Raw genomic sequence first — 25940 nt, 5'->3', positions numbered from 1 at the left:
AGCGCAAGAACACGCCGTGCTCGATCCGTAAAGCGCTCAAACATTTCGCCACCTCCTGGTCACTGCTGAGTCTGATGCTACCCAGTAACTGGCCAGCATGGGCTTTTTGTCTCGCAGGAGGTTCCTCCTACGGGGGGCTGTTCACACCCGAAGCGGGGTCTAGCCATAGCGGTTTCGAGGCCAGCCTATTGCTCCTCTGCCTGAGGTAGCGTGAAGACGGTATTTAACAGTGGCGAGTAGGCGAACCATCCAGGGCCTTCTCCGTGACGGGCTGCTTCCCGGGCACGAGAGGCCTCTGCCTTCACGGCCACGGCACTGTTGGGCTTTTCGGTATTCGCATCCGCTGACACGAGGCGCAAAGGCTTAGGCAGGCTTGGATGGTCATGATCTGACGTGCCCTGGCAGCGATCGATTCTTCCTAAGAGCCGGGTTGGCAGCGTTTACCCTCCGAGCGGCGGCGTCTAGGGGATTGTGATGGGGCCCGCGACAGGGCTTTGTCCGGTGTTGGTGGTGAGGTCGGTCTGGGTGGCTCGCGCGTAGAGGACGGGGGTGGGGCCCAGAGCGCCTGTTGCGGCGGACCAGGCCCCGGTGGATGGGTTGATGGCGGGGGTGAGGGTGGCTTTGATGTTGCCGCCGGCGCACGGGAAGGCGTTCACTGTACACAGCACCACCGTGACGGTGGTGCTGTGCCCGGGGCTGTATCCTGCGTTGCCGGCGAGGGCGGCGGTCCTGGAGGGTTCCGGGGTGAATGTGTTGATGGACACGGCCGGTGCGATGTTGTCCGTGTAGCTCACGGTGTTGTCGGTGGTGGTGGAGGCGGTGACGGGGTTACCGGCGGCGTCTTGGGCGGCGCCGGCGTTGACTTTGGGGATGACAGTGCCGGTTTTGGTCATGCCGCTGACGGCGATGTTGAATCCGGTGCCGGTGCCGGTTACCGCCGCTGTGGTGGCCCCGGCGGTGCCGGTGAAGGTGATCCCGGAGCCGCTCAGCCCGTGGAGGTTCTCATTGGAAACAACCGTGAAATTGATGGTGGCCGCGGTGGTCGGATCCGCTTGCTCGGCGCCCTGGTTGATAGTCACTGCCGGTGCCGTGGTGTCGATCGTGATTCCGGTACCCGGCGAGGAGGGGCCGGTGTTGCCGGCAGGATCGGTGGCAGCGGCGGTGAGGGTGTGGTCGCCCGTGGTGAGGGTGTGGTCGCCCGTGGTGAGGGTGCCGGTCGTGGCGGTGTAGGTGCTGGCCGTGGCGGTGACAGCGGCTCCGGTCGCCGTGGCCCCGTCGAACAAGGCGATGGTGGATCCGTCTTCTGCAGTGCCGGTCAGTGCGGGTGTGGTGGTCTTGGTGAGCCGGTCGCTGGTGGAGATGCCGGTGTCGCTGGCTGCGGTCAGGACTGGTGCCGCGGGTGCGCCGGGGGCGGTGGTATCGATGGTGATGGTGGTGGACGGCGAGGACGTCCCGGTATTGCCGGCAGTGTCCGTGGCGGTGGCGGTCAAGGTATGGACGCCGGCGGCGAGTGCCAGCGAGGCTATCGAGAACGTCGTTCCGGTGGTCGTTCTGCTCCCGATCTGGGTCGCCCCGTCGTAAAGGGTCACGATGGCCCTGGACTCGTTCGTGCCGGTCATGATGGGCGTTGTGGTCTTGGTGATGCGGTCGCTGCTGGACTTGCCCGTGTCGCTGGCGGCGCTGAGTTTGGGGGCCGGCGGCGCGGGGGGCGCGGTGGTGTCGATGGTGACGGTCCTGGCAGTGGAGGCGATGGAGACATTCCCTGCGATGTCGGTGGCTTTGGCGGTGATCGCGTGGGATCCGTTGGCCAGCGTGGTTGTGATCGTGTAGCCGCCTGCTACGGGGGCGGTTCCGATCGCGGCGGCCCCGTCGTAGAGGGTGACGGTGGTGCCGGCCGTTGCCGTGCCGGTAATGGTGGGGGTGATGATTTTAGTGATTGAATCGGTGGCTGATCTGCCGGTGTCACTCGCCGCGGTCAGCGTGGGCCGGCCGGGCTTGCCGGGAGCGGTGATGTCGATGGTGATGCTCGTGGACGGGGATGTCGCGCTCGTGTTGCCGGCTATGTCGGTGGCCCTGACGGTCATGGTCTTGGTCCCGCCGGTCAGGGTGCTGGAGGTGGCGGTGTAGGCCCCGCCAGCGGTTGCGGTCGCGGTGCCGGTGGCGGTGGACCCGTTGTACACGGTGAGGGTGGACTCTGCTTCGGCGGTGCCAGTGAACGTCGGTGTGGTGACATTAGTGATTCGGTCGGTGGCCGAGGAACCGCTGTCGCTGGCCGCGGTCAGTACCGGGGCGGTCGCGGGGGAAGGCGCGGAGGTGTCGATGGTGACGGTGGTGGCGGCCGAGGCCGGGGAGACGTTACCGGCCAAATCGGTGGCCCTGGTCGTGAGCGTTCTGGTGCCGTTGGCGAGGGGGCCGGAAATGATGGTGTATGCGCCGCCGTCCGCGGTGGCGGCACCTACTGCAGTGGTCCCGTCATAGAGGGTGACTGTGGAGCCGCCCTCGGCCGTACCGGTGACGGTGGGGGCGGTGATCTTGGTGATCCGGTCGGTCGAGGAAGCTCCTGTATCGCTCGCTGCGCTCAGGACAGGCGCTGCGGGCGCGGCCGGTGCGGCCCTGTCGATCCGTGCGAACACCGATCCGGTCTCACTGGCGCGACCGAGGACGTCCTTGGCGTAGTACGTGACGAGGTGGATACCATCCCCGGACACTGACACCGCGGCCGTGGCACCCGGGACGGTGACCGGTAGTGCGGAGTCGACTGTGTAGGTAATCGAATCGATGGCGAAGCCCCCGGAGGCCGCCAGGTTGACCGTGACGGGGCTGGTGTTATTGTAGCCGTTGCCGTTTGGGGTGGGGGTAATCGATGTTACGTTGATGCTCGGCCGCGAGGAGTCGTTCACGACCGTCACGCTGTTGCCGGGCGGGCTGAGAGAGGTCCAGCTGCCGAAAAGTGCTGTGACTCTGTAGTGGTAGGCGCCGTCGGTGACGTCCAGGTCGCTGCAATTCAGCGCCGTGGTCGGTGAGGTGAGGGTCGTGTCGCACGCGGGGAAGGATGCGCCGTCGCTGTCGCGTAGCCGGAGTACGTAGTATCCGGTGGCGGCCTGGCCGGTGGCCAGCTGCGCACCCGCCCAGCCGACCGTTACGGTGGAGCTGTTCTGCGGGGCGGAGGCGGTCACCCCGGAGGGTGCGTTCAGGGTTCCGGTCGCGGCGGTAGCCCCGCCGTCGCCGGTGGTCGTCCAGAATGCCCAGGCCGCTGTACTGAGCGAGAGCGCCGCGCCGATAACGAGGATCAGCAGGCACAGACGCCGCGTCACCGGAACCAGCCGGGGTTTCCGGGTGGTCGAGGTTGCTGAGGGCAAGGCGGGGGATGACACGGACGTCCGTTTTCCTAAAAAAGTGCCTGAGTCGGAAAAGCCTTCGCGGTGACCCGGCGAATCGCGCGCCGCGTCACCGCGAAGAGTTAGCTGCTGGCGTAGGTAATGGTCACTACGGCGTTCTTGCAGGCGTCTTGGTTGGTGGCCTTGTTGTTGAACTGGATCGACAATCCGGACCACGAGCCAACGCCGGTGCCAGCCGGGACTTCGGCGTTGACAGTAGCAGTCCCGGCGATGGTGTAGTCAGTGGCGGTGCATCCGGGCGCGCCGGTGACGGTGGCAACCGCGGTGACCGCCGTGACGAAGACCGGACCGGCGTTGGGGTTGTCAAAGTTCCCACTCAACGGCTGGGCAGGCAAACCCGGGGCCAGCCCTGCGACAACGCTGGTCTGATTCACTTCCACCGCCAGGTTAGTGCCGGTCCCGGCCGTGCCCTCACCCGAACCGGTGTTGCTCCAATAGGCAAACGCTCCGCCGCCAACGACGAGCAGGCCCGCCGTCGTGATGGCGGTCCATTTTTTTTAAAATCTTCTTTTGGTCATAACTCAAGCTCCTGAGTCCCCATGGGGATAGCTGGATAAGGACGTCGTCCTCCACCAACCGGGAGCAGGGGCCCGATGAGTGATTGCACGGGCGGGAGACCAACCGCGGAGGCAACAACTCCGTAAATATAGCACCATCCATTTCCATCACACGCGCATCATTGCTTGTGCTGTGGTATTTGAACGGAAGCATCATCCGCGAAACTCTGACAAATGCCTGCCCAGCTTGGACAGTGTGGGTCCAGAATGCCCAGCCGGGGCGTGCCACCGGTGACGGAAATCCGACTTCGGCCTTGATAGTCGACCCTGCTTCGTGCGACGACTAGGATTCCTTGGTGTGTGGGTCAGTAGCGTTTTGAAGGGTGGGCTGGTCTTGGCGGGAATTCTTGCTGGATTTGACCGTTTTAGTCCAACTGCCGGTCGGGATTGATGAAAAGGACTTGATTCCTCGTTCTGGCTCCTCCCGGGGCGTGGTGGGGCCTGCCGCATCGCGGGACCCGCCTTCTACTGCCCATAGCGAATCGCTTTGAGTGACTGCAAATGCACGTTCGGGTGTGCGGCGACTCCCGCCGATACTGCTCAGGCACGAAGCATCGGGACGGGCTGGCCAATACCATAGTGGCCCCGCAAATCAGTGCTGGAATGGACATGATGCCCAGATGTCTGGGTTGTTGATGTCTTTTCTCTGGATCATCTGCGTCGCAGTGACAGCCCCGTCTGGGGAACCCTTAGCGGGACTGTTGAAACCATGACGGGACGATTGTCTTTCGCTGAAGAAAGTGCGCGAACCCAACGGTGGACACTGCTTGAAGATTTGATCTCCATCGAAATTCGATCAATCCGGGAACCCTCCTCAGACTGTCCCGTTTCCCTCAGTGGTGCCCGGTATAGGATCCCGCGCCGAGATCGTCTACCGCAGCGTGCTCAGGGCCAGAGAGCGATGGTGAGGACTGCGGTGGCGAGGGCGAGCAAGGCGATCGCTGCTGGGGTAGAGCGTTTGATGGTTCCCGTCGAGAACCGATCTAGCACCTATAGCCCCTGGTGCCCCGTGCCCGCCGAACCGCTGCTGCGCAGGTAATGCAGCTGCGCCTCCACGGACAACTGCGCCGCGCCCTGAAGATTGGCGGGCACGTCCCCGTACACAATGGCTGTCACGGCTTCTGTGCTCGCTTGGGTGCCTTGTCCCGCTAAATGTTCGACGGCGGCCAGCACCTGCGCGAGTCGCTCGCCCCTGTGACGGGCGTAGGCCCCGGCGGCCTCGGCTAAGTTGGCCAGCACCGGCCCGTGACCCGGAAGCGCGGCAACCGGATTCCCGGCCGTGCCGTGGTCAAGGCCCCAGCCGCGCAGCTTCTCCAGCGAATCCAGGTAGTCCCCCAGTTTGCCGTCGGGGTAGCAAATCACAGTGCTGCCCTGGCCCAGGATGGTGTCTCCGGTGAACACCACAGCCGGCGCACCGGCCGCTCCCGGGCCGGCCACGGCAAAGCAGAGCGAATCGCCGGTGTGGCCCGGCGTGGCGAGCACAGTGATGGTGAGGCCACCTGCCTGGATGAGTTCGCCGTCGTGCACGGGATTGGCACCATGGCAATAACGTGGCTGGGCCGCACGGACGGGGGCGCCGGTGAGCTGGTGCAGGGCCAGGCTGCCATCTGTGTGGTCGCCGTGGTGGTGGGTGATGAGGATCAGTTCCACGGCTCCCGCGGCAGCCAACTCCTGCAAGTGGGGCTCCAGCAGCGGTCCGGGATCAACCACCACAACGCCGCCAGCGCCCGGAGCGCCCAGCACGTAGGAATTGGTCCCGTCAAGAGTCATGGGACCGGGATTTTCAGCCCGACGACGCCGGACCAGGCTGCCGATGTTCTCCCACCGTGCACTCATGAGGACTGCCCTTCGTTTCCTTGGCGGAGCTGACTGCTGGGAGGTGATCTGCTAGGAGGTGATCTGCTCCGGGCGCAGGAGCAGGGCGATGCCTTCGTCAATGGTGTAACGCAAAGGGACGCCCGCGGGGCCGTTGGCCGTGCTCAGAAGTTCCTCACCGTCCTGGATCAGGGCCGATCCGGTGACGGGGCAGCGCAGCACTGCCATCAATTTTTCGCTAATTTTAGCCACTGTGTTCCGTTTCGCTAAGTATTGTGCAACTGGATTACCAGTCTAGTGGCGCTGTCCTAGTCGCGCAGGATGCGCAGGTGGCCGCGACGGCCGGAATTGCTGCCTGCACCAGGAGAATGCTGCGGCGGTTCCAGGGTCCCGCGGTATTCACGTATAGCGGGTGCGCCTTGATCCCCGCCCGGCTGCGCATTGGCGGCCTCACGCACGGCATCCGCCAAGGCCAGCAGATCGTCGGGCCCCGGCGCCGGTGGCTTGTCTGAACGGGCCAGGTGGATGACTTCCCACCCCAAGGGGGCGCTCAACCGGGCTGAATGCTTGGCGCAAAGATCGTAGCAATGCGGCTCCGCGAAGGTGGCCAGGGGCCCCAAAACAGCTGTGGAATCGGCATATACGTACGTCAAAGTGGCCACTGCCGCTTCACGGCAGGCTGATCTTGTGCATTGACGAAGTGTTCCCACGATTCCCTAGACTACCCCTAGCGCCGGGATATTTCCCGTTGGCGGCCCACGAGCCTAGAGTAAATAGATGCAGTTCAATGCCTCAGCCAGCGAAAAATCGCTCACCATCTCGCTGGAACCCCCGGTTTCAGCGGACCAGGACGCGAGCACGGCGCCCGGCGCAGCACCGGGCGCAGCACCGGGCGCAGCACCGGGCGCAGCACCGGGCGCAGCACCGGGCCGGTCCTTTGTGCGCCGTCGCCGCGACAGGCACGGCCGCGGGCTGCGCGGATCCGTGCTCCCGGAAAGCCTGCCCGGGGCACGGACACGCAGCGAGAAATTTGAAGACCTGGTGGTTGATTCCGTGGAGCGGCTGCGGGGCTTGTGGCCCGATTCCCTGGCCTCGGTGGAATATTTGATTGAGGAAGTCCCCGATCAGCTCGAGGCCATCATCGCTTCAGGCGCCCAGGCACCCCTGGGCAAGTTCACCCGGGCCAAGGCGGCCGTAGGCGACTCCCCCGCGGTGCCGGCGTCCATCGCCATTTACCGGCATCCGGTGGAAGTCCTGTGCGACCTTCCGGGCCAGGTCCGTGAGTTGGTGCACGAGGTCATGGTGGAACAGGTTGCGGGGCTGCTCAGCATTGACCCCGACACGGTTGACCCGCTGTTCCGCAAGTTCCGCGGCCACTGACGGGCGTCAGTACCCGGTGATGATGTTGATGGAGTGACTGGCGGTGTTTGTCCCCGGGATAGGCAGCACGGCAATGCCGGCTGTTCCGTCCTTGCCCAGCAATTGGCTGCCGAAGGTGGGTGAACCGGACACTGACACAACAACTGCCGCTGTGCCGTCGCCCAATAACGCGCTTGGGTCAACAACTGCCGTGCCGCCGCCCTTGAGCTCCACTGTCTTGGCCGCACCCAGAACACCCTTGGCCGAAACTGGCACCAGTTGAACTGTTGCCGCGCCCTGCGGTGCTGTGAACACGAGGCTGGAGCGCACGCCCTGGGGCAGGGTGAGGATGTGGTTGTTGCCCAGCCGGCCGGTGGAGGGTGCCACAGCAATGTCAACGGCCTCGCCGGGCTTGGTGGAGTTCACCAGCCGCACGGCCGCCGTCACCGAGGCGTCGGCGCTGATGCTCAGCGAGTAGCTTCCCTTCGGCAGTCCTGCCAGCGGCAGCGAGCTGACCTTGCCGGCCGGGGCAGTGAAGACTCCGCCGTTGGGCAGGGCAACCTGGCCTGATTCGCCAAATGCCTTGACTTCCACCACGGCGTCGCCCACCCCGGGAACTGTCACGGCCAGTGCGGAGACGGCGTCGGCGTAGGAGTTTTGGGCGGAAATCTTGGCGGCATCCTCCGGTGCCTGAACGCGCACCCCTGCAATGGTGGCCAACGACGCCGGCGCCTGGACGGGTGCCAGATAGTCAACCCCGCCTGGGGTCAAGCCGCGCAACACCGATTGCTGGATGACAGCACTGACGGCGCCGCCGGCGCTCTTGACGTGCACGCTGAGAAGTTCCTGATCAGGGGCCAGGCCGGACAGCACCACCGAGCGCACAGCACCCGGCCCGACCACCAGTCCCTTGCCGCCCGGGGCGTTGATGGGTCCCGTGGTGCCAAACATTTCCAGCGTGAGCGTGGCGGCACTCTTGGAGGAGTTGGCAACCATAAGCACCGCAGTGCGGCCAACGCTGGTGCTGGCGCCGGAGAGCCACAAGTCATTGGACGGGCTCTGGCACGTTGCGGCAGCCAGGCCGGCCAGGTCGCCGTCGCCCGCATCCACCACCATGGAGGCCGCGCCCGTGGAGGACTCATCGCTGAAGGGCTGGGCACGGAGCACTGACGCGCCGCCCGCCGTCTGGCCAAGCACCACGGCTGCACGGGCCTTGGGTGAGCCGGACAGGGCTGTGGCGGCCGCGCTGGGCGAATCGGATGCCTTGGCGAGTGTGAACAGGGAGGAGAATTTGGTGTCCAGAGCCTGCACAACGGCCCCCGGCAAGTCGCCGTTGGAGTTACTCAGGGCCACCGCGTTCAACTGCGACTTGGTGGAGGAGGAACTCGCCGAAAACTGCGGATCAGCCCCCGCTGCCGAGCCTGCCAGCAGCTGGGTTGGGCCCTGGCAATTCGCCAGAGTCTCCCCCACCGGCAGGGCATGCGGGCTGGGTGTGGTCTGGGCCGTTGCATTGACGCCGGGCAACAGTGTGCCTGCGCCGATGACGCCCGCAGCCAATGCGGCGGTGGCGGTTCCGGCCAGCACAAGGGTCCAGCGGCGCTGCTTGCCGGACTTTGCCCGCCGTGTCGGCTTGGACGCCGGGTCCTTGGAGGCCCCTGCCTTGGACGCCCCCGCCTTGCCCATCTCAGCCTGCTCCGTGGGGTTGCTGTCCTTGTTCTCAGGCACTTCTTTGTTTTCAGGCACTTCTACCAACCTTTTGCAATGATGCTTCATCCCTGTACGCCCCTGTGCGGCCACGGCGTGCCTTGACGGGAAGAGCCAGGAGAACAGTCAGTCCCAACAGGATCAGCTGAACCAGACTGATGAGCGAATCCAGGGGGTGTACATAACGGATTTCCAGGGTGCCAGCAGTAGCAGGCACCTCAAAGGCCTGCGCCCAGTCGGAGCTGACGCTGGTCAGCGCCTTGCCGTCCAGCCATGCCTGCCAGCCCGGATCAAAACGCTCAGCCATCACCACACGTCGTTCACCAGTGCCAGCGGCAATGGGGGCGTTCACGTTTTGACCGTCGGAATGTACGGGGGCCAGGGCCTGACCCTTGTCATCAACAAGCCTGACCCTGTTGACCACGTCGCTGAGCCCCGGTGTGGCGTAGCTGGGCTTGACCCGCCACAACCAGCCGGAATCGGTGGGGCCCACAGTGTCCAGCCCGGGGACTGCGTCGAGCTCACCGGCAACGAGCTCGGCCGCCGTGTCCCCCTGGCGTAGCACCACAAAGCCCACACCCAGTTCCACCAGCCCCGGGCCCGGGTCAATGCCGGTCTTGGACAAGATTGCTGCAACGCTGTCTTCAAAGGCAGCGGTTGCCGGATCCACGTCCCTCAGGGATTCCCGGCCCGGCGCGCCATTGACACGTGCCGCAACAGCAATGCTGGACATGGAGTCAAGGGTGGTGCCGGCGCCCTGCATCAGGGTTGCCTGCACACCGCCGCCGGGCTGCACGGCCAGGACAATGGTGCGGCTGGCCTCAGGACCTGTGCCGCGGTCGGCGGCCGTGGCGGGAATGGTTCCCGTGGTGGCGCCTTGGAGCAGGAACGGTCCGGTCAAGGCAGGCCCACCGGGTTGTTGTGAGAACTGCTGGGCAGTCCACAAGGCCAGGCTGGCCACGGGGGCCGCCACGAGGGCCACGGAAAGAATTACTGCTGTGAGCCGGGCACCCTTGTTGCGGGCGTTCCCACGGTGCGCCGCATCAAAGGCCCGGCCATAAACAGCGTCAAAGCCCAGAACTGCCGCTCCGAGCAGCGCAAAGAAGGCGAGCGAGACGGCAGCGCCGGTGAACGGCGTCACCAGGGTGACGCCGTCGAACGCCACGGCAATCAGCTGGGCCCCATAGGAGGCGGCCAAGGCAAGCAGAGCAGTCAGCCACAACGCGCGCACCATGGCGGAGCGGCGCAACGGCAGCAGCAGGGCCGCCACGGCCGCGGCCACCACGGGGACACCAATAACGGCAGCAGCTATCCACAGCAACCAGGGAGCGCTCAAACCGGCAATCCCCAGCGCACCCTCGGTTGCCGCAAGCTGTTCCGGGAAGCCCAAAAGCTGCTGCCACAAGGGTCCTGGCGTGGAGGGAACGGGCAGGCCGGGATCGGCCAGAAGTGCCCGCGGGTTTCCCCAAGCCGACCAGACGAACGGCAGGTACACGGCGGCCGAGGGAAGTAGGGCCCACCAAATGGTCTTGCCCCGGCGCCCCATCAGCACCGCTGTCAGCAGGATGCCCACGGCTGCCACGGGGAACAAGGTGGGCGAGGCTGCCGTCACAACCGCCAGCACCAGTCCGGCCGCGGCTGCGGCGGTCCAGGACGAGTTGCCGTCAACGCCGGGCCGACCCATTTTGGTCAACGGCTTGCTGGCTGCCAGCTCCTCAAACTGGGCGGCGTCAACCCGTGGCACGGGGCTCACGGCAGCGCCCACGGCACGGATCAGGCCCAGCATGACCAACGGAATCAGCACGTGGGCCACCAGCGCGCCCAGCCGGCCCTGGCCCATGGCCACGAGCAGGGCGGGGGCGCCAGCCCACGCCAGCCCGGCAACAATGCGGGGCCAGCGGTGCAGTGTCAGGGCGCCAGCCGCCAGCCAGGCCGTGAAGCCCGAGAGCGGAATGGCCAGCAGCACCAGCCACAGTGCGGAGACGGAAGCGTTGCCGCCGAGCGCACCGAGCATGGCCAGCACAAAGTTGAAGGGGTTGCCACGTCCTGGCATCCCAGAACCGAGGGACACCCACCAATCCGTGGCGTGCCGCCAGACCAGGCCCAACTGCTCCGAAACGGGCAGCAGGGCGCCACCGCTCAACGCTGGAACGCCAAGGAAACGTGAGAGGGCAAGCAGCGAAAGCACCGTGAGCAGTGCCACGAGTGCCAGGGCGCTGACAATAGGCGCAGTTTTGACGTGCGCCAGCGGTGTTACCCCGGATTGGTGGGTTTCACCTGTGGGTTCTAAGCGAGAGGGGCCGCTCATCTCAACAGGGGCGGCGAATTCTTCCGGGGCCACAGCCTCACGGAGCAACTTCAAATGGGCCCGCGCAACCCTGTCCTCGACCATCAAGGCCTTGTGGACTGAGCGTGGCTTGCGCCGCTGGGCCGCCAGCGCCGCCCGGCTTCGCTTGAGCGTCATGGGCCGCAGCAGGCCGGCGCAACTGGCCACGAACAGGCGCACAGCGTGCCCTGGCGCTTTGAGCACAAAACCTGCCATCAACCAATAGATGGCCGCCAGGAAGGTGCCCACGGCATGTACCGGCACAGCCCAGAGCGGCGCATGCTTGAGCCGCAGGAAGACAGCCGCCTTGCGGGCGGCAACGGCCGAGCCCATGCCGTTGGGCCTGTGCACCACGTGAAACATGCGGGCCGCCGGGACCACAAGGACCCGGTCCCCGGCCAGGCGCACCCGGGCACAGAAGTCCAGGTCGTCGCCGGGGCCGGGCAGGGCGGGGTCAAAGCCGCCGAGTTTTTCAAAAACGTCCCGGCGAACCAGCATGCCTGCCGTGTTGACGGCAAAAACATCCGTGAGGTGGTCGTACTGGCCCTGGTCCTGTTCGTCCAGGTCCATCATGGAGAACCGGTCAAACCAGCGCGTGGCGTGCAGGCCCACATCCACCAGGCGCCTGTGGTTATCCCAATCAAGTTGCTTGCAGCCCACAACCGTGGCACTCGTGGCCCGTTCGGTGGCCTCCAAGAGCTGCTGCAGGGCATCCGGCGCCGGCGCCGCGTCATCCTGCAGCAACCAGATCCATTCATGGTCTGCCCGGGATTCGCCTTCCAGGACGGCCACCTTGCCACCTGTGGAGTCTGTGGCCTCAGCAGTGCTGCGGCGGGCGGCCGTTGTGCTGCCCGCAGCAACCCGGCTCTGCTGGTCACGGCGTTGATGCTCCAGGATGGCATTGACGGCAGCTCCGTAGCCACGACGGGCGTCCAGGGAGATGACGTTGCGTTCACCGAGCGCCTGACGCAGCAACTCCCCCGAGTTGTCGCTGGAGCCGGCGTCTGCGGCCAATACGGTCTCGGCCTGACGCGTCTGTGCTGCAAGAGCGGCCAAAACCGTGGGGATATAGGCACCGCCGTTGTGGGCAACCAGAACGGCGGTGACTTTTACTGCTTCAAGAATTAGACTGCTCGCTTCCGCAGCCGCCGGCGTTCACGCTCGGACAGGCCGCCCCAGATTCCAAACCGCTCATCGTTGGCAAGAGCGTATTCCAAACACTTTGCTTTAACATTGCAGGCGCCGCACACTTTCTTGGCATCCCGGGTGGAGCCTCCCTTTTCGGGGAAGAACGCTTCCGGGTCCGTCTGTGCGCACAGGGCGTCCGTTTGCCAGCCTAGTTCACCTTCGTCACTGAAGTCGTCCTTGGATGGCCGCAGGCCAATCCATACAGCCACACTGTCAAGGCCCGTAACAGGGGCCGGGTGGGCGACGGCGGACTCGTCCAGTTCATGCTCGGTCAGGAACGCTGTGGCCGCATCCTCAAGAGCCTGCCGGTTTTCGCGCTCGTGAAACGCTGCTGCATCCGGATCTGCCGGGTCCACATACCAATCAGTGGGCACGCCACGTGAGTGATAGGTGTCCGCAGCCTGCGCCGCCACGGAGTCGTCATTGAAATTTGCCACACTCAGCTGCGCTTGCCCCATAATCGTCCTCCTGAATGTTGCTGAAATTCGCCGGTCACTGATACCCGGTCCCCCCGGTTGCCGCTGCTGCGGTTTTCAGTGCCTTTGTCAGCTGTTCGTGGGTCTAATTACATCCATGTAAGTCCCCCACGTCAAGCGGAACTAGATGATAACCACTACATGCCACGAATATCCCGCACGCCACGCCCGGCAATTTCATACCGATGCACCCTTGCATTTACGCCCTTGAATCGCCTAAATACGCCGTTTCCGCGCAGTCTTGGCATTTTTCTGCCACTGTGGGCAAATATGCCCGAAGTACTATGTAACGCAGCTCACGTCACAATTGATGCTTACTCCAATCGGTGGAATTTTCGCCCGGGCCGAAAGTGGCAAGATGGGGCAGTATGAACACCGTGCCGAACACCCCCACAGATCTCCTGAACGCCTTCCGCAGCCACCACGCAACATCGCCCCGACTGTCCTGGTACGGGCCCGATTCCGAGCGGGTGGAGTTCTCCGGGCGGGTTTTGGAGAACTGGGTGGCCAAGACTGCCAACTACCTGGTTGACGAGCTCGACGCCGAACCCGGCACAGTGATTGCCGTGGACCTGCCACTGCACTGGCGCTCACTTGTCTGGTTGCTGGCCACCTGGGCCGTGGGCGCCACGGCCGTGACGTCCCCCCTCCGTGAGAGCGCCGACATTGTGGCGACGGCCAGTCCCGCTGCCGCCCAGGAACGCCTGGCGGGGAGTGTGCCGGCACCGCTACTGGTGGCCGTGGCCCTGCCGGCCCTGCAGATGCGCTGGCTGGGAGAGCTGCCGCCGCGCACCCTCGACTATTGCGGCGAGGTGCGCGCTCACGCCGATGTGTTTTTTGCCGACGCCGAGCCAAGCCCCGATGCCCTGGCCTGGGCGCACGATTCGGCTGCCACCAGCTACGCCCAGCTCCTGGCCCAGGGTGAGATCAAGATCGCGGGCACAGCGCAGCCATTGCCTGCTGAACCACAGCGGGTGCTGCTGCAGGTGCGTGACGGATGGGGCGCCGTCGTGCCGGCAGCCCTGAAAATCTGGGCCGCGGGAGGTTCGGTGGTTTTGTTGGACGACGGCGTGTCGGCCAGTGATCATCTGCGCAGCACGGAGAACATCACCCTGGGTTAGGCGCCCCAGCCGGCGGTGATTAGCGCTTGTGGTCCAACTCGATGAGTTCGTGGTCGTGATCGAACCCGGGCTCCGCATCGAGTTCCTCGGTGAAAACCCAGAACCGGTAGGCGAAGAAGCGGAAGATGGTGCCCAGGACCAGGCCCACCACCGAGCCGGCGATGAAGTCAGCCGTGGTCGACTCGAAGCCCAGCACCCAGTGGGAGATGTACACGCAGGCCGCGGCAATGCCCATCCCGATGCCGTTCATGATGATGAACAAGATGACTTCGCGCACCATGTTGGCCTGGCGGCGGTGGCGGAAGGTCCAGTAGCGGTTGGCCAGCCAGGAGAAGACGGTTGCCACGGCGGCCGAGATGATCTTGGCCTTGGTGGGGTGCCCGCCCATGCTGCCGGCGAGCAACCAGAGGTAGATGCCGGTGTCGATGACGAACGCAACGCCGCCCACCACACCGAATTTTGCCACTTCACGCCAGAATAGGCCCATCAGGCCTTTGATGCGCTCAGTCAGTGTTTTGTACATGGTCCTCCGTCGGGCTAAGGGGCCAAAAACGGGTGGATCACGCTAACAGCCTCAGATGAATTCTAAGCCAATTGGCCTGCGTGTTCTGCGCTAAGGGCTGTCCGGGGCCGCAATTTGGCCCGGAAATAGTGTGACGTTGCCCAGTGAAAGCTGCGCAAAGTCGGTGCAAGTTGGCCTAAAAGCAAGGAACCGGGCAGAGATTCGGTACGCTGGGGACTGTGACTTTTCCTGTAATCGGTGTTGTGGGCGGCGGCCAGCTGGCCCGCATGATGGCCCCTCCCGCCGTGGCCCTTGGTTTTGAATTGCGTGTCCTGGCTGAATCCCCGGAGGTGTGTGCCGTGCCCGTTGTGGCCACGGCCCCCGTGGGCGACTACACGGACCTGGACACGTTGCGGGCGTTTGCGCGCGGCGTTGACGTGCTCACCTTTGACCACGAACACGTCCCCAGCGAGCACCTGCAGACCCTCATTGCGGAGGGCGTGAACGTGCAGCCGCGCCCGGACGCCTTGATCAACGCCCAGGACAAGCTGGTAATGCGTGCGGCCATCGAGCGTTTGGGCCTGCCCAATCCGGCGTGGGCTGCTGTTTCCAGCATTGCTGACATTGAGGCGTTTGGCGCCACCCACGGCTGGCCCGTGGTGTTGAAGATGCCGCGCGGGGGCTATGACGGCAAGGGCGTGAAGGTGCTGCGCTCCCCCGGCGACGCCGCTGCCGCCGCCAGCTGGTTTGAGGCCATGAGCCCCTTGCTGGTTGAAGAAATGGTTGACTTCTCCCGTGAACTGTCCGCATTGGTGGCCCGCACACCCTCCGGCGAGGCGCGCGCCTGGCCCGTGGCCGAGTCCATCCAGGTGGACGGCGTGTGCGACGAGGTCATTGCCCCCGCCCCCTTGATTCCGGCCGAGGTTGCCACCCAGGCCCAGGATGCCGCGCTGCTGATTGCCGCCGAGCTGGGCGTCACCGGCGTCATGGCTGCCGAACTCTTTGAGACCCCGGGCCGCGCGCCCGGCTACCTCATCAACGAGCTGGCCATGCGCCCGCACAACACGGGGCACTGGACCATGGACGGCGCCGTGACCGGCCAGTTCGAACAGCACCTGCGTGCCGTGCTGGACCTGCCGTTGGGCGCCACGGATGCGCTGGGCAACATTGTTGTCATGAAAAACTTCCTAGGCGGCGCCAACCAGGATCTGTACAGTGCCTACGGCGTGGCCCTGGCGGCCGAGCCCACTGTCAAGGTCCATAGCTACGGCAAGTCCGTGCGTCCGGGCCGCAAGATTGGTCACGTCAACGTGATCGGTGCCGCGGACGACGACGTCGCAGCAGTCCGCGCCCGCGCCACCACCGTGGCAAACATCATCCGTGACGGAGCATAGGGAAACACCATGAGCGAACTTTCCACACCCCAGCAGCCCCTGGTGGGCATTGTCATGGGATCCGATTCCGACTGGCCCGTCATGGAACTGGCTGCCGCCGCGTTGAGCGAATTCGGCATCCGCTTCGAGACCGATGTTGTCTCGGCGCACCGCATGCCCACCGAAATGATCGCCTACGGCCAGAACGCGGCGGCCCGCGGCATCCGCGTCATCATCGCCGGCGCCGGCGGAGCAGCGCATTTGCCGGGCATGCTGGCCTCCGTGACAACGCTGCCCGTGGTGGGTGTCCCCGTTCCGTTGAAGACACTTGACGGCATGGACTCGCTGCTTTCCATTGTGCAAATGCCCGCCGGCGTGCCCGTGGCCACAGTATCCATTGGCGGTGCCCGCAACGCAGGGTTGCTGGCCGTGCGCATGCTGGCCTCGGCCACCGACGAGCTTGCCGCATCCCTGGCCGCGAAGCTGGCTGTTTTTGCCCAGGAGCTCAACGATGTGGCCTCGGCCAAGGGTGCGGCACTGCGTGAAAAGGCCGGCGCCGCCTATCCGTTGGCCGTGAACACCGGAACCCCCGCCGGCACCGAGGGTGTGAACGCGAACGTATGAGTTTTAGCAGCCCCAAGGTGTCCCGGGCCTCCAACCGCCCGCCTGTGTTGACCAACCCGGTCCGTTACCCGGAATCGGCCTCAGCACCTGCGCGCTCAAAACGAGCCTGGTTCCTGCTGCTGCTTACTCTCTTTGTGCCAGGCTCTGTCCAAATTGTGGCCGGCAACAAGCGCTTGGGCAGACTGGCCCTGCGCTGCACCTTCACGGTCTGGGCCTTGGTGATTGCCGCCGTCGTCCTCGCCTTGGTGCAGCGCGAAACCCTGCTGAACCTTTTCACCAACCCGCTGACGTCCCTGGCGATCATTGTGGTGCTGGTGGCGCTTGCCCTGGGCTGGATCATTGTTTTTTTGAACACCCTCAAGATCATCCGCCCGTCCATGCTGGCCCCCGGCATGCGGGCCCTGGTCAGCGGCGCGCTGGTGGTGCTCATGGTCGGAACCAGCGGGTCCCTGGCCTACGGCGCATATTTGATCAATTCCGGGCGCAACGCCATCACCAGCATTTTCCAGTCCGGCCCGGATATGGTGCCCGTGGATGGGCGCTACAACTTCCTGGTCATGGGCGGCGACGCCGGCGAGGACCGCACGGGACGGCGCCCGGATTCGATCATTGTGGTCAGCATCGACGCCAAGACCGGCCAGGCTGCCACCATCAGCATTCCGCGAAACCTGCAGAACGCCCAGTTCTCACCGGATTCCCCGCTGTGGGGCGTGTACCCCGAGGGCTACAACTGCGGCAATGATTGCATCATTAACTTCTTGTACACGGATGTGACCAACAACCATCCGGGCCTGTACCCGAACGCGCCGGATCCGGGCGCCGAGGCCATGATGGATGCCACCGGCGGAACCCTGGGCCTGCAAATCCAGGGCTACGTCCTGGTGGACATGGCCGGATTCTCCACGCTCATTGATGCCTTGGGCGGGGTCAAGGTCAACGTGGGCGGCTGGGTTCCCATCAGCGGCGATGACATCAACGGAACCGGCGAGCACCTGCCACCCACAGGCTGGATTGCCCCCGGCGTACAAACGCTGGACGGTTACCACGCACTCTGGTATGCCCGCTCCCGCCAGTGGGTGCCAGAGTACAATCGCAGCCAGCGCCAGCAATGCATCCAGGCCGCCATGTTGGCCCAAATGGACCCTGCCACTGTTCTCACCAAGTTTAACGGGATTGCTGCAGCCGGGGCCAAGGTCATTGAATCCGACATCCCGGCCGGGCAGTTGGGCAGCTTTGTGTCCTTGGCGTTGAAGTCCAAGGAACATCCCCTGTCCCGCCTGACTATTGGCCCGCCGGACTTCGACACGAACTTCCCCACGTACCCGGACTTCAGCGTGATCCACGAGCGCGTGAAGACGTTGCTGAACCCGCCGGAACCCACAGCCAAACCCAAGCCGGCACCGGCGTCGAAGGCTCCAGCGGCTCCGGCCGACCCGGCCGCTCCGGCACCGGCACCGGAGGCACCTGCTCCGGCACCGACGTCGGAAGCCCCCGCGGCAACGCCGGACCTCAGCGAGGAATACTTGCAGCAGCTGGCCGTCAACAATGATGAAGCAACTCTGTTCACCCTTCTTGCCAACAACGGGAGCTGCTCCCCCGGCTAGCGGCAGCCACCCCATTGTGGCCTTGATTTCACAGTGACTTTCAGTTTGTCTCGGACCAGGAGAAAAGCCTTATGTATGCACTGACCAACGTCACCCGCGACTACCCTTGGGGCTCAAACACCGCCATCGCAGAGCTCCTTGGCACCGAGCCTAGCGGCGGGCCCGAGGCTGAACTGTGGCTGGGCGCCCACCCGGATTCACCCTCCGTGGCCGCCACCCCCGAGGGCCCCATAGCCTTGGATCAGCTGATTGCCGACCATCCCCTGGCAACGTTGGGCGAGGAAGTCCACGCCGCGTTCGGTGCCAAGCTGCCGTTCCTTGCCAAGCTGCTGGCCGCCAACAAGGCACTGTCCTTGCAGGTACACCCCACCTTGGAGCGCGCCCGTGCCCGCTTTGCCGACGAGGAAACCGCCGGGATCCCGCGCGACGCCGCTCACCGCAACTACAAGGATGAGAACCACAAGCCGGAAATGATCCTTGCGCTCTCCAACTTTGAGGCGCTCTGCGGCTTCCGGCCCTGTGCCGAGGCAGCGGATTTGTTCCGCGCCGTGGGCGCAGCCATTGCCGCAACAGGTGCCCAGGTCCCCGCGCTGCTGGGCTCCGTAGAGATGGCCTTGAACACCCGCATGGCCGAGCCCCTGGTGATTCGCCGCGCCTTTGAGGCCTTGATCAATGGCGGCGACGCAACCACCGAGCTGGTGGACGTGGCGGCCTCGGCATTGGCGGCCTCTTCCACCGAGCTGCCCGCCGCCTTGGGCACAGTGGTTGATTTGGCCCGCCAGTACCCGGGTGATCCAGGTGTCCTGGTCTCTTTGCTGCTGAACCGGGTGTCCCTGGTGCCCGGCCAGGCCATATACCTGCCTGCCGGAAACATCCACGCGTATTTGTCGGGGTTGGGCCTTGAGGTCATGGCGTCCTCGGACAACGTGCTGCGTGGCGGGCTGACGGGCAAGCACGTCGACGTGCCCGAGCTGCTGGAGACGGTTGACTTTGCCCCCAGCGCCGTCCCCATGGTCCCCACCCGCGTCACCGACTTGGGCCAGCACATCTGGGAGCCGCCGTTCACCGAGTTTGTGCTGCAGCGCGTGGAGATTGCCGTGGGAGCCGAACCCATGCCGCTGATACAGAATGGCCCCCTGCTGGTACTGGCCGTTTCCGGGTCTGTCCTGCTGGATTCACCCCGCGGCGACATGGTGCTTAGCCGTGGCGGCTCCGTCTTTGTGCCGGCCGCCGAGAACCCCGTCATGGTGCACGCCCACGTGGAGGGCCCCGGCCATGCACCGGCGCCGGCAGTGGTTTTCGCCGTCACGGTGGCTGTTTAGGACCCCCTCTCCGCGACTACGCAGATAACGCCCTCTCAACGCCATGAGAGGGCGTTATCTGCGTAGTGACCGGCGAGTCAGGGAATCAGCCGTAGTCCTTGCGAGAATTTAGCTGGCCCCGAAATGATTGGCTGGCCAGGCTTTGGGGGTCCGGCCAGCCGCCGAGCTTGAGCATTCGGGCCAGCTTCGTGACCACCACGCGTTCCCCCGCGCGCATGTCCTCCTTGTTGATCAAGGCCTGGTGCCAGCCCTGGGACAGGGTAATGAAGTCCCTGTCGTGATCCTTGGACTGCTGCTCCGGCGTGAAGTGGTGTTTCCCGTCGTATTCGGCGCAGGTCCGGTACTCTTCACAGGCTAGATCAGGGACCACGAGTGCTTTCCCGAAGCCATTTACTATTTCAACGTTGGGCTCAAAATTGGGTAGTGGAGACCGTGCGATGAGCAGCCGCAGCTCGGTTTCCGGAGGTGAGTCGGCGCCCACCCGGACCAGTTCCATGGCTGCCCGAAGTTTGCGCATCCCGCGCGCACCCGCATGTTGAGCAATATAAGTTTGCAGAATGTTGAATTCCACCATGGCCGTCTTGGGTGGCAGGCATTGGCTGTGATGTTCGCAAACTATCTGGTCACCAACCACCACGAGTTCCTCCACGGTGAGCAGGGGCGCAAGATCGATCAGCGTCCGCTGAACGGAGGTTAAGGTGACACCGGCAAATATGACCACATCCCGAGACCCCAGATCCAAGATGTGGCCCGTGGTGTGTTTTCGTCTGGGTGCCGTTGTGCCCGGGCGCTGGGACAAATCAATCAACTGGCTCGCCTCAAGACGCGCAGGCAGGAAAAGTCCATGGATCCTGGCGGCCGTGACATGGCTGATGACGCCATTGGGTGTTACTGCCACATGGGCACGGCAGCGTTCAAGGAGTTCCACCGGCATCCCGCGTGGCAAGCGAATTTCCCTGCTCGGTGTCCACAGGGAGCGTGTTCGTGTGCGTTTCTCTGAGATTCCCGCGCGTCGGGCTTGATCCAGGGTGAAGGGGCCGCCAGCAAGGTGATACGGCAGGGGCTGCGGAACAATCATGTATCCATTAGCGCCCCCATCAGCGTCTCAGGGGGCCGAAATTCGCGTAAAAGCCCGAATCTGTGGACAACTGCCCCCACTTTCCACCGTGACTACGCAGATAGCGCCCTCTCAACGGATTGAGAGGGCGCTATCTGCGTAGTCACGGGCGGGGTGTTAGCGCTTGAGGATGCCTCGGGCCTTCCTCATGACCTTCCGGCCCAGAGGGAGCGCCTTGGCGAACACCGGGTACCAGGGGGAGAGCCCCAAATCCCAGGTGCCGGCCAGCATGTTCTCGTGGTCGGCAAAGCCAAACTTGAATTTGGAGACACCGTCGTTGAGCAGCCCGTTGAAATCGTAGCGGGTGATCCCGCGCGCCTTCATCTCCTGGATGGCCAGCCATTTCAGCGAGAAGTTGGCCCGCAATGAGCTGCCCGCCTCCGTCATCCCGCCGTAGAGTTCAAAGGCCGTGGAGCCACTGGCGGCGAGCCACAGGAACGCCACGAGCTTCTCGCCGTCGAACGCGCCATAGATGGGCGACGCCGCACCCAGGTTCGTCAGGATGTCGCTGTAGTAGGAGTCCTGATGAATGCCGAACTCGGCCCGCTCGGCCGTCTCCTTGTACACGGCCATGCACGCCGGCAGCTCGGCCGCGGTGACGGCGCGGTATTCCAGGGCCTCGCGGCTGGACTTGCGGATGTACTGGCGCGTCTTTTTGGACATGGCGCCCAGCAGCTCGTCCTCGCTGCGCGTCAGGTCAAGGATGAGCGTGCGCGGGATCAAAATGGTGCTGGCACTGCGCGCCCACCCCGCCGCCGGCAGCGACGCCGCAGCCACGGAATCGGCATCCCAGTCGGGCTCGATGCTCAGGGCCACTGACTTGTGGGTCGCCTTCACATAGCGCCCGACGGCGTCCAGCACCTCAATCTCCCGGCCCGCCGCAGCCTGTGGCCCCCTGGCGACGTAGGCCAGCGAGCGGAACGGCACCGGCAGCGGGCGCAACAGGATTTGAGCCGAGCCCACCACGGCGCCGTCCTCCAGGACAAGCACCCGGTCCACCCGCCAATTGTGGGCTGCCTTGGTTTCTCCCCAGCCCCACAACTGCATGGGGTGCCCCTGCTGGGAATCAACAGCGGCATCCCACTCGTCACGGACACGGCACGGCACAACGTTCAAAGTCATGCTCCAACCCTACCGGCTGGCACTGCTGGCCTAATCCGGTCCACCCTGCGGCAGCCGCCGGCCACCGCGCAGTGCCGCCTAGTTGCGGCGGGCGTAGGTCTCCCACTTGGCTGCCTGGTGTTCGCCGTCAACGAAGCGGACGGTGCCGGACTTGGAGCGCATCACGATGGACTGGGTCAGGACGCGGCCCTTGTCGTAGCGGACGCCGCGCAGGAGGTCGCCGTCGGTGATGCCGGTGGCAGCGAAGTAGCAGTTGTCACTCGTGACGAGGTCGTTCGTGGAGAGCACGCGGTCCAGGTCGTGGCCGGCGTCGATCGCCTTCTGCTTCTCCTCATCGGAGGTGGGCCAGAGTCGGCCCTGGATGACGCCGCCCAGGGTCTTGATGGCGCAGGCGGCCACGATGCCTTCGGGGGTGCCGCCGATGCCCATGAGCGCGTCAACGCCCGTGCCGGTGCGGACGGCCGCAATGGCGCCGGCCACATCGCCGTCGAGGATGATCTTGGTGCGGGCGCCGGCTTCGCGGATTTCTTGGATGAGCGGCTGGTGGCGGTCACGGTCCAGCACCATGACGGTGAGCTGGTTGATCTTCACGCCCTTGGCCTTGGCGATGAGGTGCAGGTTTTGCTTGACGGGCAGGCGCAGGTCAACCATGTCGGCGGCTTCGGGGCCTGTGACGAGTTTCTCCATGTAGAACACGGCGGAGGGGTCAAACATGGTGCCGCGCTCGGCCACAGCCAGCACGGCAATGGCGTTGTTGATGCCCATGGCGGTCAGGCGGGTGCCGTCAATGGGGTCAACGGCGACGTCGCACTCGGGGCCGGAGCCGTCGCCCACCATTTCACCGTTGTACAGCATGGGGGCTTCGTCTTTTTCGCCCTCACCAATGACAACTACACCGTTGAAGTGCACTGTTGAAAGCAGCGAACGCATGGCGTCCACGGCCGCGCCGTCGGCCAGGTTCTTTTCGCCGAACCCCACCCAGTGCCCGCCGGCAATGGCGGCAGCTTCGGTGACTCGCACCAGTTCAAGGGCCAAGTTCCGGTCTGGTTCGTCGTCGCCCACGGCGAGAGATCGGGACAATTGCGAATAGTCAGCTTGTGATGCTTTTTCAGCCACGTTGTAACCCCGTTGTTCAGGTAGGCGCAGATTTATGGTGCGCGACGGTGCGCACCCCTGACATGTTTTGCCTACGGTAGCCATCATAAGGGAAATAGCCGTTGCGCCCGTGGTGATGTATCCCACGTCAATGCTGCGAGTGAAATATCCGGGTGCCGATTTCTGGGAAGATGGTCAGGTGAGTGATTCCACCCCTACCCCTCCCGTGAAGCCAGTTATTGCCGCCGGAGCAGCAAAGCGCGCCAACGCATCCATCATTGGCATGCTCCTGGCGATGTTCTCCACAGTGGCCATTGTTGTCACCATTGTGTGGCTCAATCCGCAACAAAAGGCCGAGACGTACCGCAAGCCCATTGACGTTGCGGCCATTGCCAGCCACGCGGCCGGGACTGCCGGGTTCACCCCCGTGGCCCCTGCACTGCCGGATGGTTGGTACGCCAACTACGCGCGCTGGAATCCGCCGGGTGCTGACGGAGTTTCATTCTGGGACGTAGGTTACGTAACATCCGCCAACACGTTCATCGCGTTGCGCCAGTCCGCTACGGCCAACCCCACCTGGACTTCCGAGCAGGCACAGAACGCCCCTGTTACGGGAAACCGCACCATCGATGGCCGCGTGTGGGAGCTGCGTGATAGACCTAAGGGGGACCGCAGCCTGGTCCTGGTGAGCGGCACAACCACCATTGTCTTGACCGGTGCGGCGGATTTCAAGGAGTTCGATGTCCTTGCCACCGCCGCCGGCCGCCAGGTGGATGCCGCACCCGCCAGCCCGGCTGCCAGTATTTCAACTACGAAGGGCAGCACCTCATGACCGGTGGAGAAGTCGACGCCATTGCATTCCCGCCCCACACTCCCACGGAGGCCTGGGCCACGCTGATGGCAGGCAACGCCCGTTTTGTGGATGGCAAGTCCTCCCACCCCAACCAGGACGCCGCCCGCCGCGCCTCGCTGCTGTCCACCCAGCACCCGTTCGCCGTCATCTTTGGCTGCTCGGATTCGCGCCTGGCCGCCGAGATCATCTTTGATCTGGGCCTGGGCGACGCGTTTGTGGTCCGCACAGCCGGGCATGTCATTGACAACACTGTGCTGGGTTCCCTGGAGTACAGCGTGGAGTACCTGGAAGTTCCCTTGATTGTGGTCCTGGGCCACGACAGCTGCGGTGCCGTGACGGCCACTCAGAGTGCTGTTGCCACGGGCAAGATGCCCGCCGGGTTCATCCGCGACTTGGTGGAACGCATCACCCCCTCGGTTCTGACGTCCCTGCGCAAGGACAAGGACAGCGATGTCAGTGACATGATCGAGGAACACGTCCGCCAGACGGCCGCCCGCCTGGTGGAGAACTCCCCCATCATCGCCACCGCCGTTGCCCGCCAGCGCACAGCCGTGGTTGGCCTGACGTACCGGCTGGACGACGGCAGCGCAGACCTCGTCTACAGCAACGGTTCCATAGGTTAACAGCCCCCATGGAAGGCTCGACGGCGGGACTCACCTCCCGCCGTCGAGCCTTCTTTGCGTCCTCCAACAGAGGCAACGTGACAGCTTGGGGAGGGGCCACGGTTTTTAGCTCGGGGCGCGGCGGCGATATGGTGTAGGCATGACTGATACTGCCGCGGCAACCGCACAAGAATTCCGTATTGAACATGACACCATGGGCGAGGTCCGCGTCCCGGTCAACGCCCTGTACAGCGCGCAGACTCAGCGCGCCGTGGAAAACTTCCCGATCTCGGGCATGACACTGGAGTCAGCCCACATCGCAGCCCTGGCCCGCATCAAGAAGGCCGCGGCCACCACCAACGCCGAACTGGGTGTTTTGGACGCCGATCTGGCCCGCGCCATTGAAAAGGCTGCCGACCTGGTGGCTGAGGGCCACTTCGACGGCGACTTCCCGATCGATGTGTTCCAGACCGGTTCGGGCACCTCCTCGAACATGAACATGAACGAGGTTCTGGCGAACCTGGCCAACAAGGCTTTGCTGGCCGCCGGCTCGGACAAGACCGTTCACCCGAACGACCACGTGAACGCTTCACAGTCCTCCAATGACGTGTTCCCCACCTCCGTCCATGTGGCAGCCACCTCGGCCCTGATCAACGACTTGATTCCGGCATTGGCCCACCTGGCCGAGTCCCTGGAGCGCAAGGAAGCCGAATTCGCCACAGTGGTGAAGTCCGGCCGCACCCACTTGATGGATGCCACCCCCGTAACACTGGGCCAGGAATTTGGTGGCTACGCGGCGCAGATCCGTTACGGCATTGAGCGTGTGGAGTCCGCGCTCCCCCGCGTCGCCGAGGTCCCCCTGGGTGGCACCGCCGTTGGCACGGGCATCAACACCCCGGCCGGCTTCCCGCAGCGCGTGATCGCCCTGCTGGCGCAGGACACCGGCTTGCCGCTGACCGAGGCCCGCAACCACTTCGAAGCCCAGGCCAACCGCGACGGTCTCATTGAGGCCTCCGGCCAGCTGCGCAACATCGCCTACTCCATCATGAAGATCAACAACGATCTCCGCTGGTTGGGCTCGGGCCCCAACACGGGCCTTGGCGAAATTGCCATCCCGGACCTGCAGCCCGGCTCCTCGATCATGCCCGGCAAGGTCAACCCCGTCATCTCCGAGGCCGCCATCATGGTTGCCGCCCAGGTGATCGGCAACGACACCACCATTGCTCTGTCCTCCACCAATGGCTCCTTTGAGCTCAACGTGGGCATCCCGGTCATGGCCTCGAACCTGTTGCAGTCCATCCGCCTGCTGACCAACACCAGCCGCGTCATGGCCGACAAGATGATCGACGGCCTCACCGCCAATGTGGAGCGCGCCCGCTTCCTGGCCGAGGCTTCACCGTCCATCGTGACCCCGTTGAACAAGTACATCGGCTACGAGAACGGCTCCAAGATCGCCAAGCACGCCGTGAAGAACGGCCTCACCATCCGTGAAGCCGTCCTGGAACTGGGCTTCGTTGAGCGCGGCGAAATCACCATCGAGCAGCTGGACAAGGGCCTTGACGTTCTCGCCATGACCCGTCCCCCGCAGTAGTAGCGGACCTAAGGGAGCCTCCGGGCTTCTACAACTGACTGTCCCGCAGAAAACGGCGAAAATCACGGTAAAACCGTGTATTTTCGGCGTTTTCTGCGGGACCCTTCTATATTTGTCAAGCCGAGGCCGGGGTCTCGATTTTTGAGTTGAGGATTTTGTAGACGGTGCGGGCGAGGTAGCGTTTGATGCAG

21 protein-coding genes are annotated in these 25940 nt (G+C 64.5%); 9 read left to right on the top strand and 12 right to left on the bottom strand.

The features are described 5' to 3' along the window. Window positions 1-461: 461 nt before the first annotated feature. The 5 genes from ACX80Q_RS17195 to ACX80Q_RS17175 form a co-directional block, all read right to left on the bottom strand. Window positions 462-3374, bottom strand: a complete 2913-nt coding sequence (locus ACX80Q_RS17195; RefSeq protein ID WP_459331754.1) for a beta strand repeat-containing protein — start codon at window positions 3372-3374, stop codon at window positions 462-464. Between the two features lie 86 nt (window positions 3375-3460). Then, on the bottom strand, window positions 3461-3772 hold the full coding sequence (locus ACX80Q_RS17190) for a hypothetical protein (protein ID WP_459331753.1): 312 nt from the start codon (window positions 3770-3772) through the stop codon (window positions 3461-3463). A gap of 1173 nt (window positions 3773-4945) precedes the next feature. Beyond that, the gene (locus ACX80Q_RS17185) at window positions 4946-5791 is read right to left on the bottom strand and encodes an MBL fold metallo-hydrolase (RefSeq protein WP_459331752.1); all 846 of its coding nucleotides are present in this window, start codon (window positions 5789-5791) and stop codon (window positions 4946-4948) included. Between the two features lie 51 nt (window positions 5792-5842). After that, window positions 5843-6022 (bottom strand): hypothetical protein, encoded by a 180-nt coding sequence (locus ACX80Q_RS17180; RefSeq protein ID WP_459331751.1) that lies wholly within the window; start codon window positions 6020-6022, stop codon window positions 5843-5845. A gap of 56 nt (window positions 6023-6078) precedes the next feature. Beyond that, entirely contained in the window at window positions 6079-6480 is a 402-nt protein-coding gene (locus tag ACX80Q_RS17175) for a DUF3499 domain-containing protein (protein ID WP_459331750.1), read from the bottom strand. Between the two features lie 67 nt (window positions 6481-6547). Here ACX80Q_RS17175 and ACX80Q_RS17170 point away from each other — a divergent pair, with 67 nt between their 5' ends. Next, window positions 6548-7150: a metallopeptidase family protein gene (locus ACX80Q_RS17170; RefSeq protein WP_459331749.1), complete on the top strand. Its 603-nt coding sequence runs from the start codon at window positions 6548-6550 to the stop codon at window positions 7148-7150. Between the two features lie 6 nt (window positions 7151-7156). Here the strand turns inward: ACX80Q_RS17170 and ACX80Q_RS17165 are convergent, their stop codons facing one another. Genes ACX80Q_RS17165 through ACX80Q_RS17155 form a run of 3 tightly spaced genes read right to left on the bottom strand, consistent with a single transcriptional unit; the run spans window position 7157 to window position 12805 of the window. After that, the gene (locus ACX80Q_RS17165) at window positions 7157-8872 is read right to left on the bottom strand and encodes a DUF5719 family protein (protein ID WP_459331748.1); all 1716 of its coding nucleotides are present in this window, start codon (window positions 8870-8872) and stop codon (window positions 7157-7159) included. After that, a complete protein-coding gene (locus ACX80Q_RS17160; RefSeq protein ID WP_459331755.1) occupies window positions 8865-12254 on the bottom strand; it encodes a glycosyltransferase in 3390 nt (1129 codons plus the stop codon). Before ACX80Q_RS17160 ends, ACX80Q_RS17165 begins: the two co-directional genes overlap by 8 nt. A 29-nt stretch (window positions 12255-12283) precedes the next feature. After that, window positions 12284-12805, bottom strand: coding sequence for a WhiB family transcriptional regulator (locus tag ACX80Q_RS17155; protein WP_459331747.1), 522 nt, complete (start codon window positions 12803-12805; stop codon window positions 12284-12286). A gap of 386 nt (window positions 12806-13191) precedes the next feature. On the opposite strand from ACX80Q_RS17155, the gene ACX80Q_RS17150 reads away from it, so the two are divergent. Further along, complete coding sequence (locus ACX80Q_RS17150) at window positions 13192-13944, top strand: TIGR03089 family protein (RefSeq protein ID WP_459331746.1); 753 nt, start codon at window positions 13192-13194, stop codon at window positions 13942-13944. A 19-nt stretch (window positions 13945-13963) separates the two neighbouring features. On the opposite strand, the gene ACX80Q_RS17145 is transcribed toward ACX80Q_RS17150, so the two are convergent. Beyond that, the gene (locus tag ACX80Q_RS17145) at window positions 13964-14467 is read right to left on the bottom strand and encodes a GtrA family protein (protein WP_459331745.1); all 504 of its coding nucleotides are present in this window, start codon (window positions 14465-14467) and stop codon (window positions 13964-13966) included. Between the two features lie 218 nt (window positions 14468-14685). On the opposite strand from ACX80Q_RS17145, the gene ACX80Q_RS17140 reads away from it, so the two are divergent. The 4 genes from ACX80Q_RS17140 to manA all read left to right on the top strand — a co-directional run bounded on the left by ACX80Q_RS17140 (window position 14686) and on the right by manA (window position 19369). Next, a complete protein-coding gene (locus ACX80Q_RS17140; protein WP_459331744.1) occupies window positions 14686-15840 on the top strand; it encodes a 5-(carboxyamino)imidazole ribonucleotide synthase in 1155 nt (384 codons plus the stop codon). A 9-nt stretch (window positions 15841-15849) separates the two neighbouring features. Further along, complete coding sequence (gene purE / locus ACX80Q_RS17135; protein WP_459331743.1) at window positions 15850-16443, top strand: 5-(carboxyamino)imidazole ribonucleotide mutase; 594 nt, start codon at window positions 15850-15852, stop codon at window positions 16441-16443. Then, on the top strand, window positions 16440-18047 hold the full coding sequence (locus ACX80Q_RS17130) for an LCP family protein (protein WP_459331742.1): 1608 nt from the start codon (window positions 16440-16442) through the stop codon (window positions 18045-18047). The genes purE and ACX80Q_RS17130 overlap by 4 nt, the downstream gene beginning before the upstream one ends. Before the next feature lie 71 nt (window positions 18048-18118). Further along, window positions 18119-19369 (top strand): mannose-6-phosphate isomerase, class I, encoded by a 1251-nt coding sequence (gene manA, locus ACX80Q_RS17125; RefSeq protein ID WP_459331741.1) that lies wholly within the window; start codon window positions 18119-18121, stop codon window positions 19367-19369. Window positions 19370-19454: 85 nt separating this feature from the next. On the opposite strand, the gene ACX80Q_RS17120 is transcribed toward manA, so the two are convergent. From ACX80Q_RS17120 to glpX, 3 genes are all read right to left on the bottom strand, one after another. Continuing rightward, on the bottom strand, window positions 19455-20315 hold the full coding sequence (locus ACX80Q_RS17120) for an endonuclease domain-containing protein (RefSeq protein ID WP_459331740.1): 861 nt from the start codon (window positions 20313-20315) through the stop codon (window positions 19455-19457). A gap of 288 nt (window positions 20316-20603) precedes the next feature. After that, window positions 20604-21608 (bottom strand): lipid II:glycine glycyltransferase FemX, encoded by a 1005-nt coding sequence (locus tag ACX80Q_RS17115; protein ID WP_459331739.1) that lies wholly within the window; start codon window positions 21606-21608, stop codon window positions 20604-20606. Between the two features lie 78 nt (window positions 21609-21686). Continuing rightward, window positions 21687-22724 (bottom strand): class II fructose-bisphosphatase, encoded by a 1038-nt coding sequence (glpX, locus tag ACX80Q_RS17110; RefSeq protein ID WP_459331738.1) that lies wholly within the window; start codon window positions 22722-22724, stop codon window positions 21687-21689. Window positions 22725-22902: 178 nt separating this feature from the next. On the opposite strand from glpX, the gene ACX80Q_RS17105 reads away from it, so the two are divergent. The 3 genes from ACX80Q_RS17105 to ACX80Q_RS17095 all read left to right on the top strand — a co-directional run bounded on the left by ACX80Q_RS17105 (window position 22903) and on the right by ACX80Q_RS17095 (window position 25749). After that, complete coding sequence (locus ACX80Q_RS17105) at window positions 22903-23535, top strand: DUF4245 domain-containing protein (RefSeq protein ID WP_459331737.1); 633 nt, start codon at window positions 22903-22905, stop codon at window positions 23533-23535. Further along, on the top strand, window positions 23532-24179 hold the full coding sequence (locus tag ACX80Q_RS17100; protein WP_459331736.1) for a carbonic anhydrase: 648 nt from the start codon (window positions 23532-23534) through the stop codon (window positions 24177-24179). The genes ACX80Q_RS17105 and ACX80Q_RS17100 overlap by 4 nt, the downstream gene beginning before the upstream one ends. A gap of 139 nt (window positions 24180-24318) precedes the next feature. Then, on the top strand, window positions 24319-25749 hold the full coding sequence (locus tag ACX80Q_RS17095) for a class II fumarate hydratase (RefSeq protein ID WP_459331735.1): 1431 nt from the start codon (window positions 24319-24321) through the stop codon (window positions 25747-25749). Window positions 25750-25940 lie beyond the last annotated feature (191 nt).

It is taken from the genome of Arthrobacter sp. HLT1-20, assembly GCF_054510895.1.
Note: the sequence above shows the minus strand (reverse complement) of the source record. Positions and strands in the feature narration are given on the sequence as shown.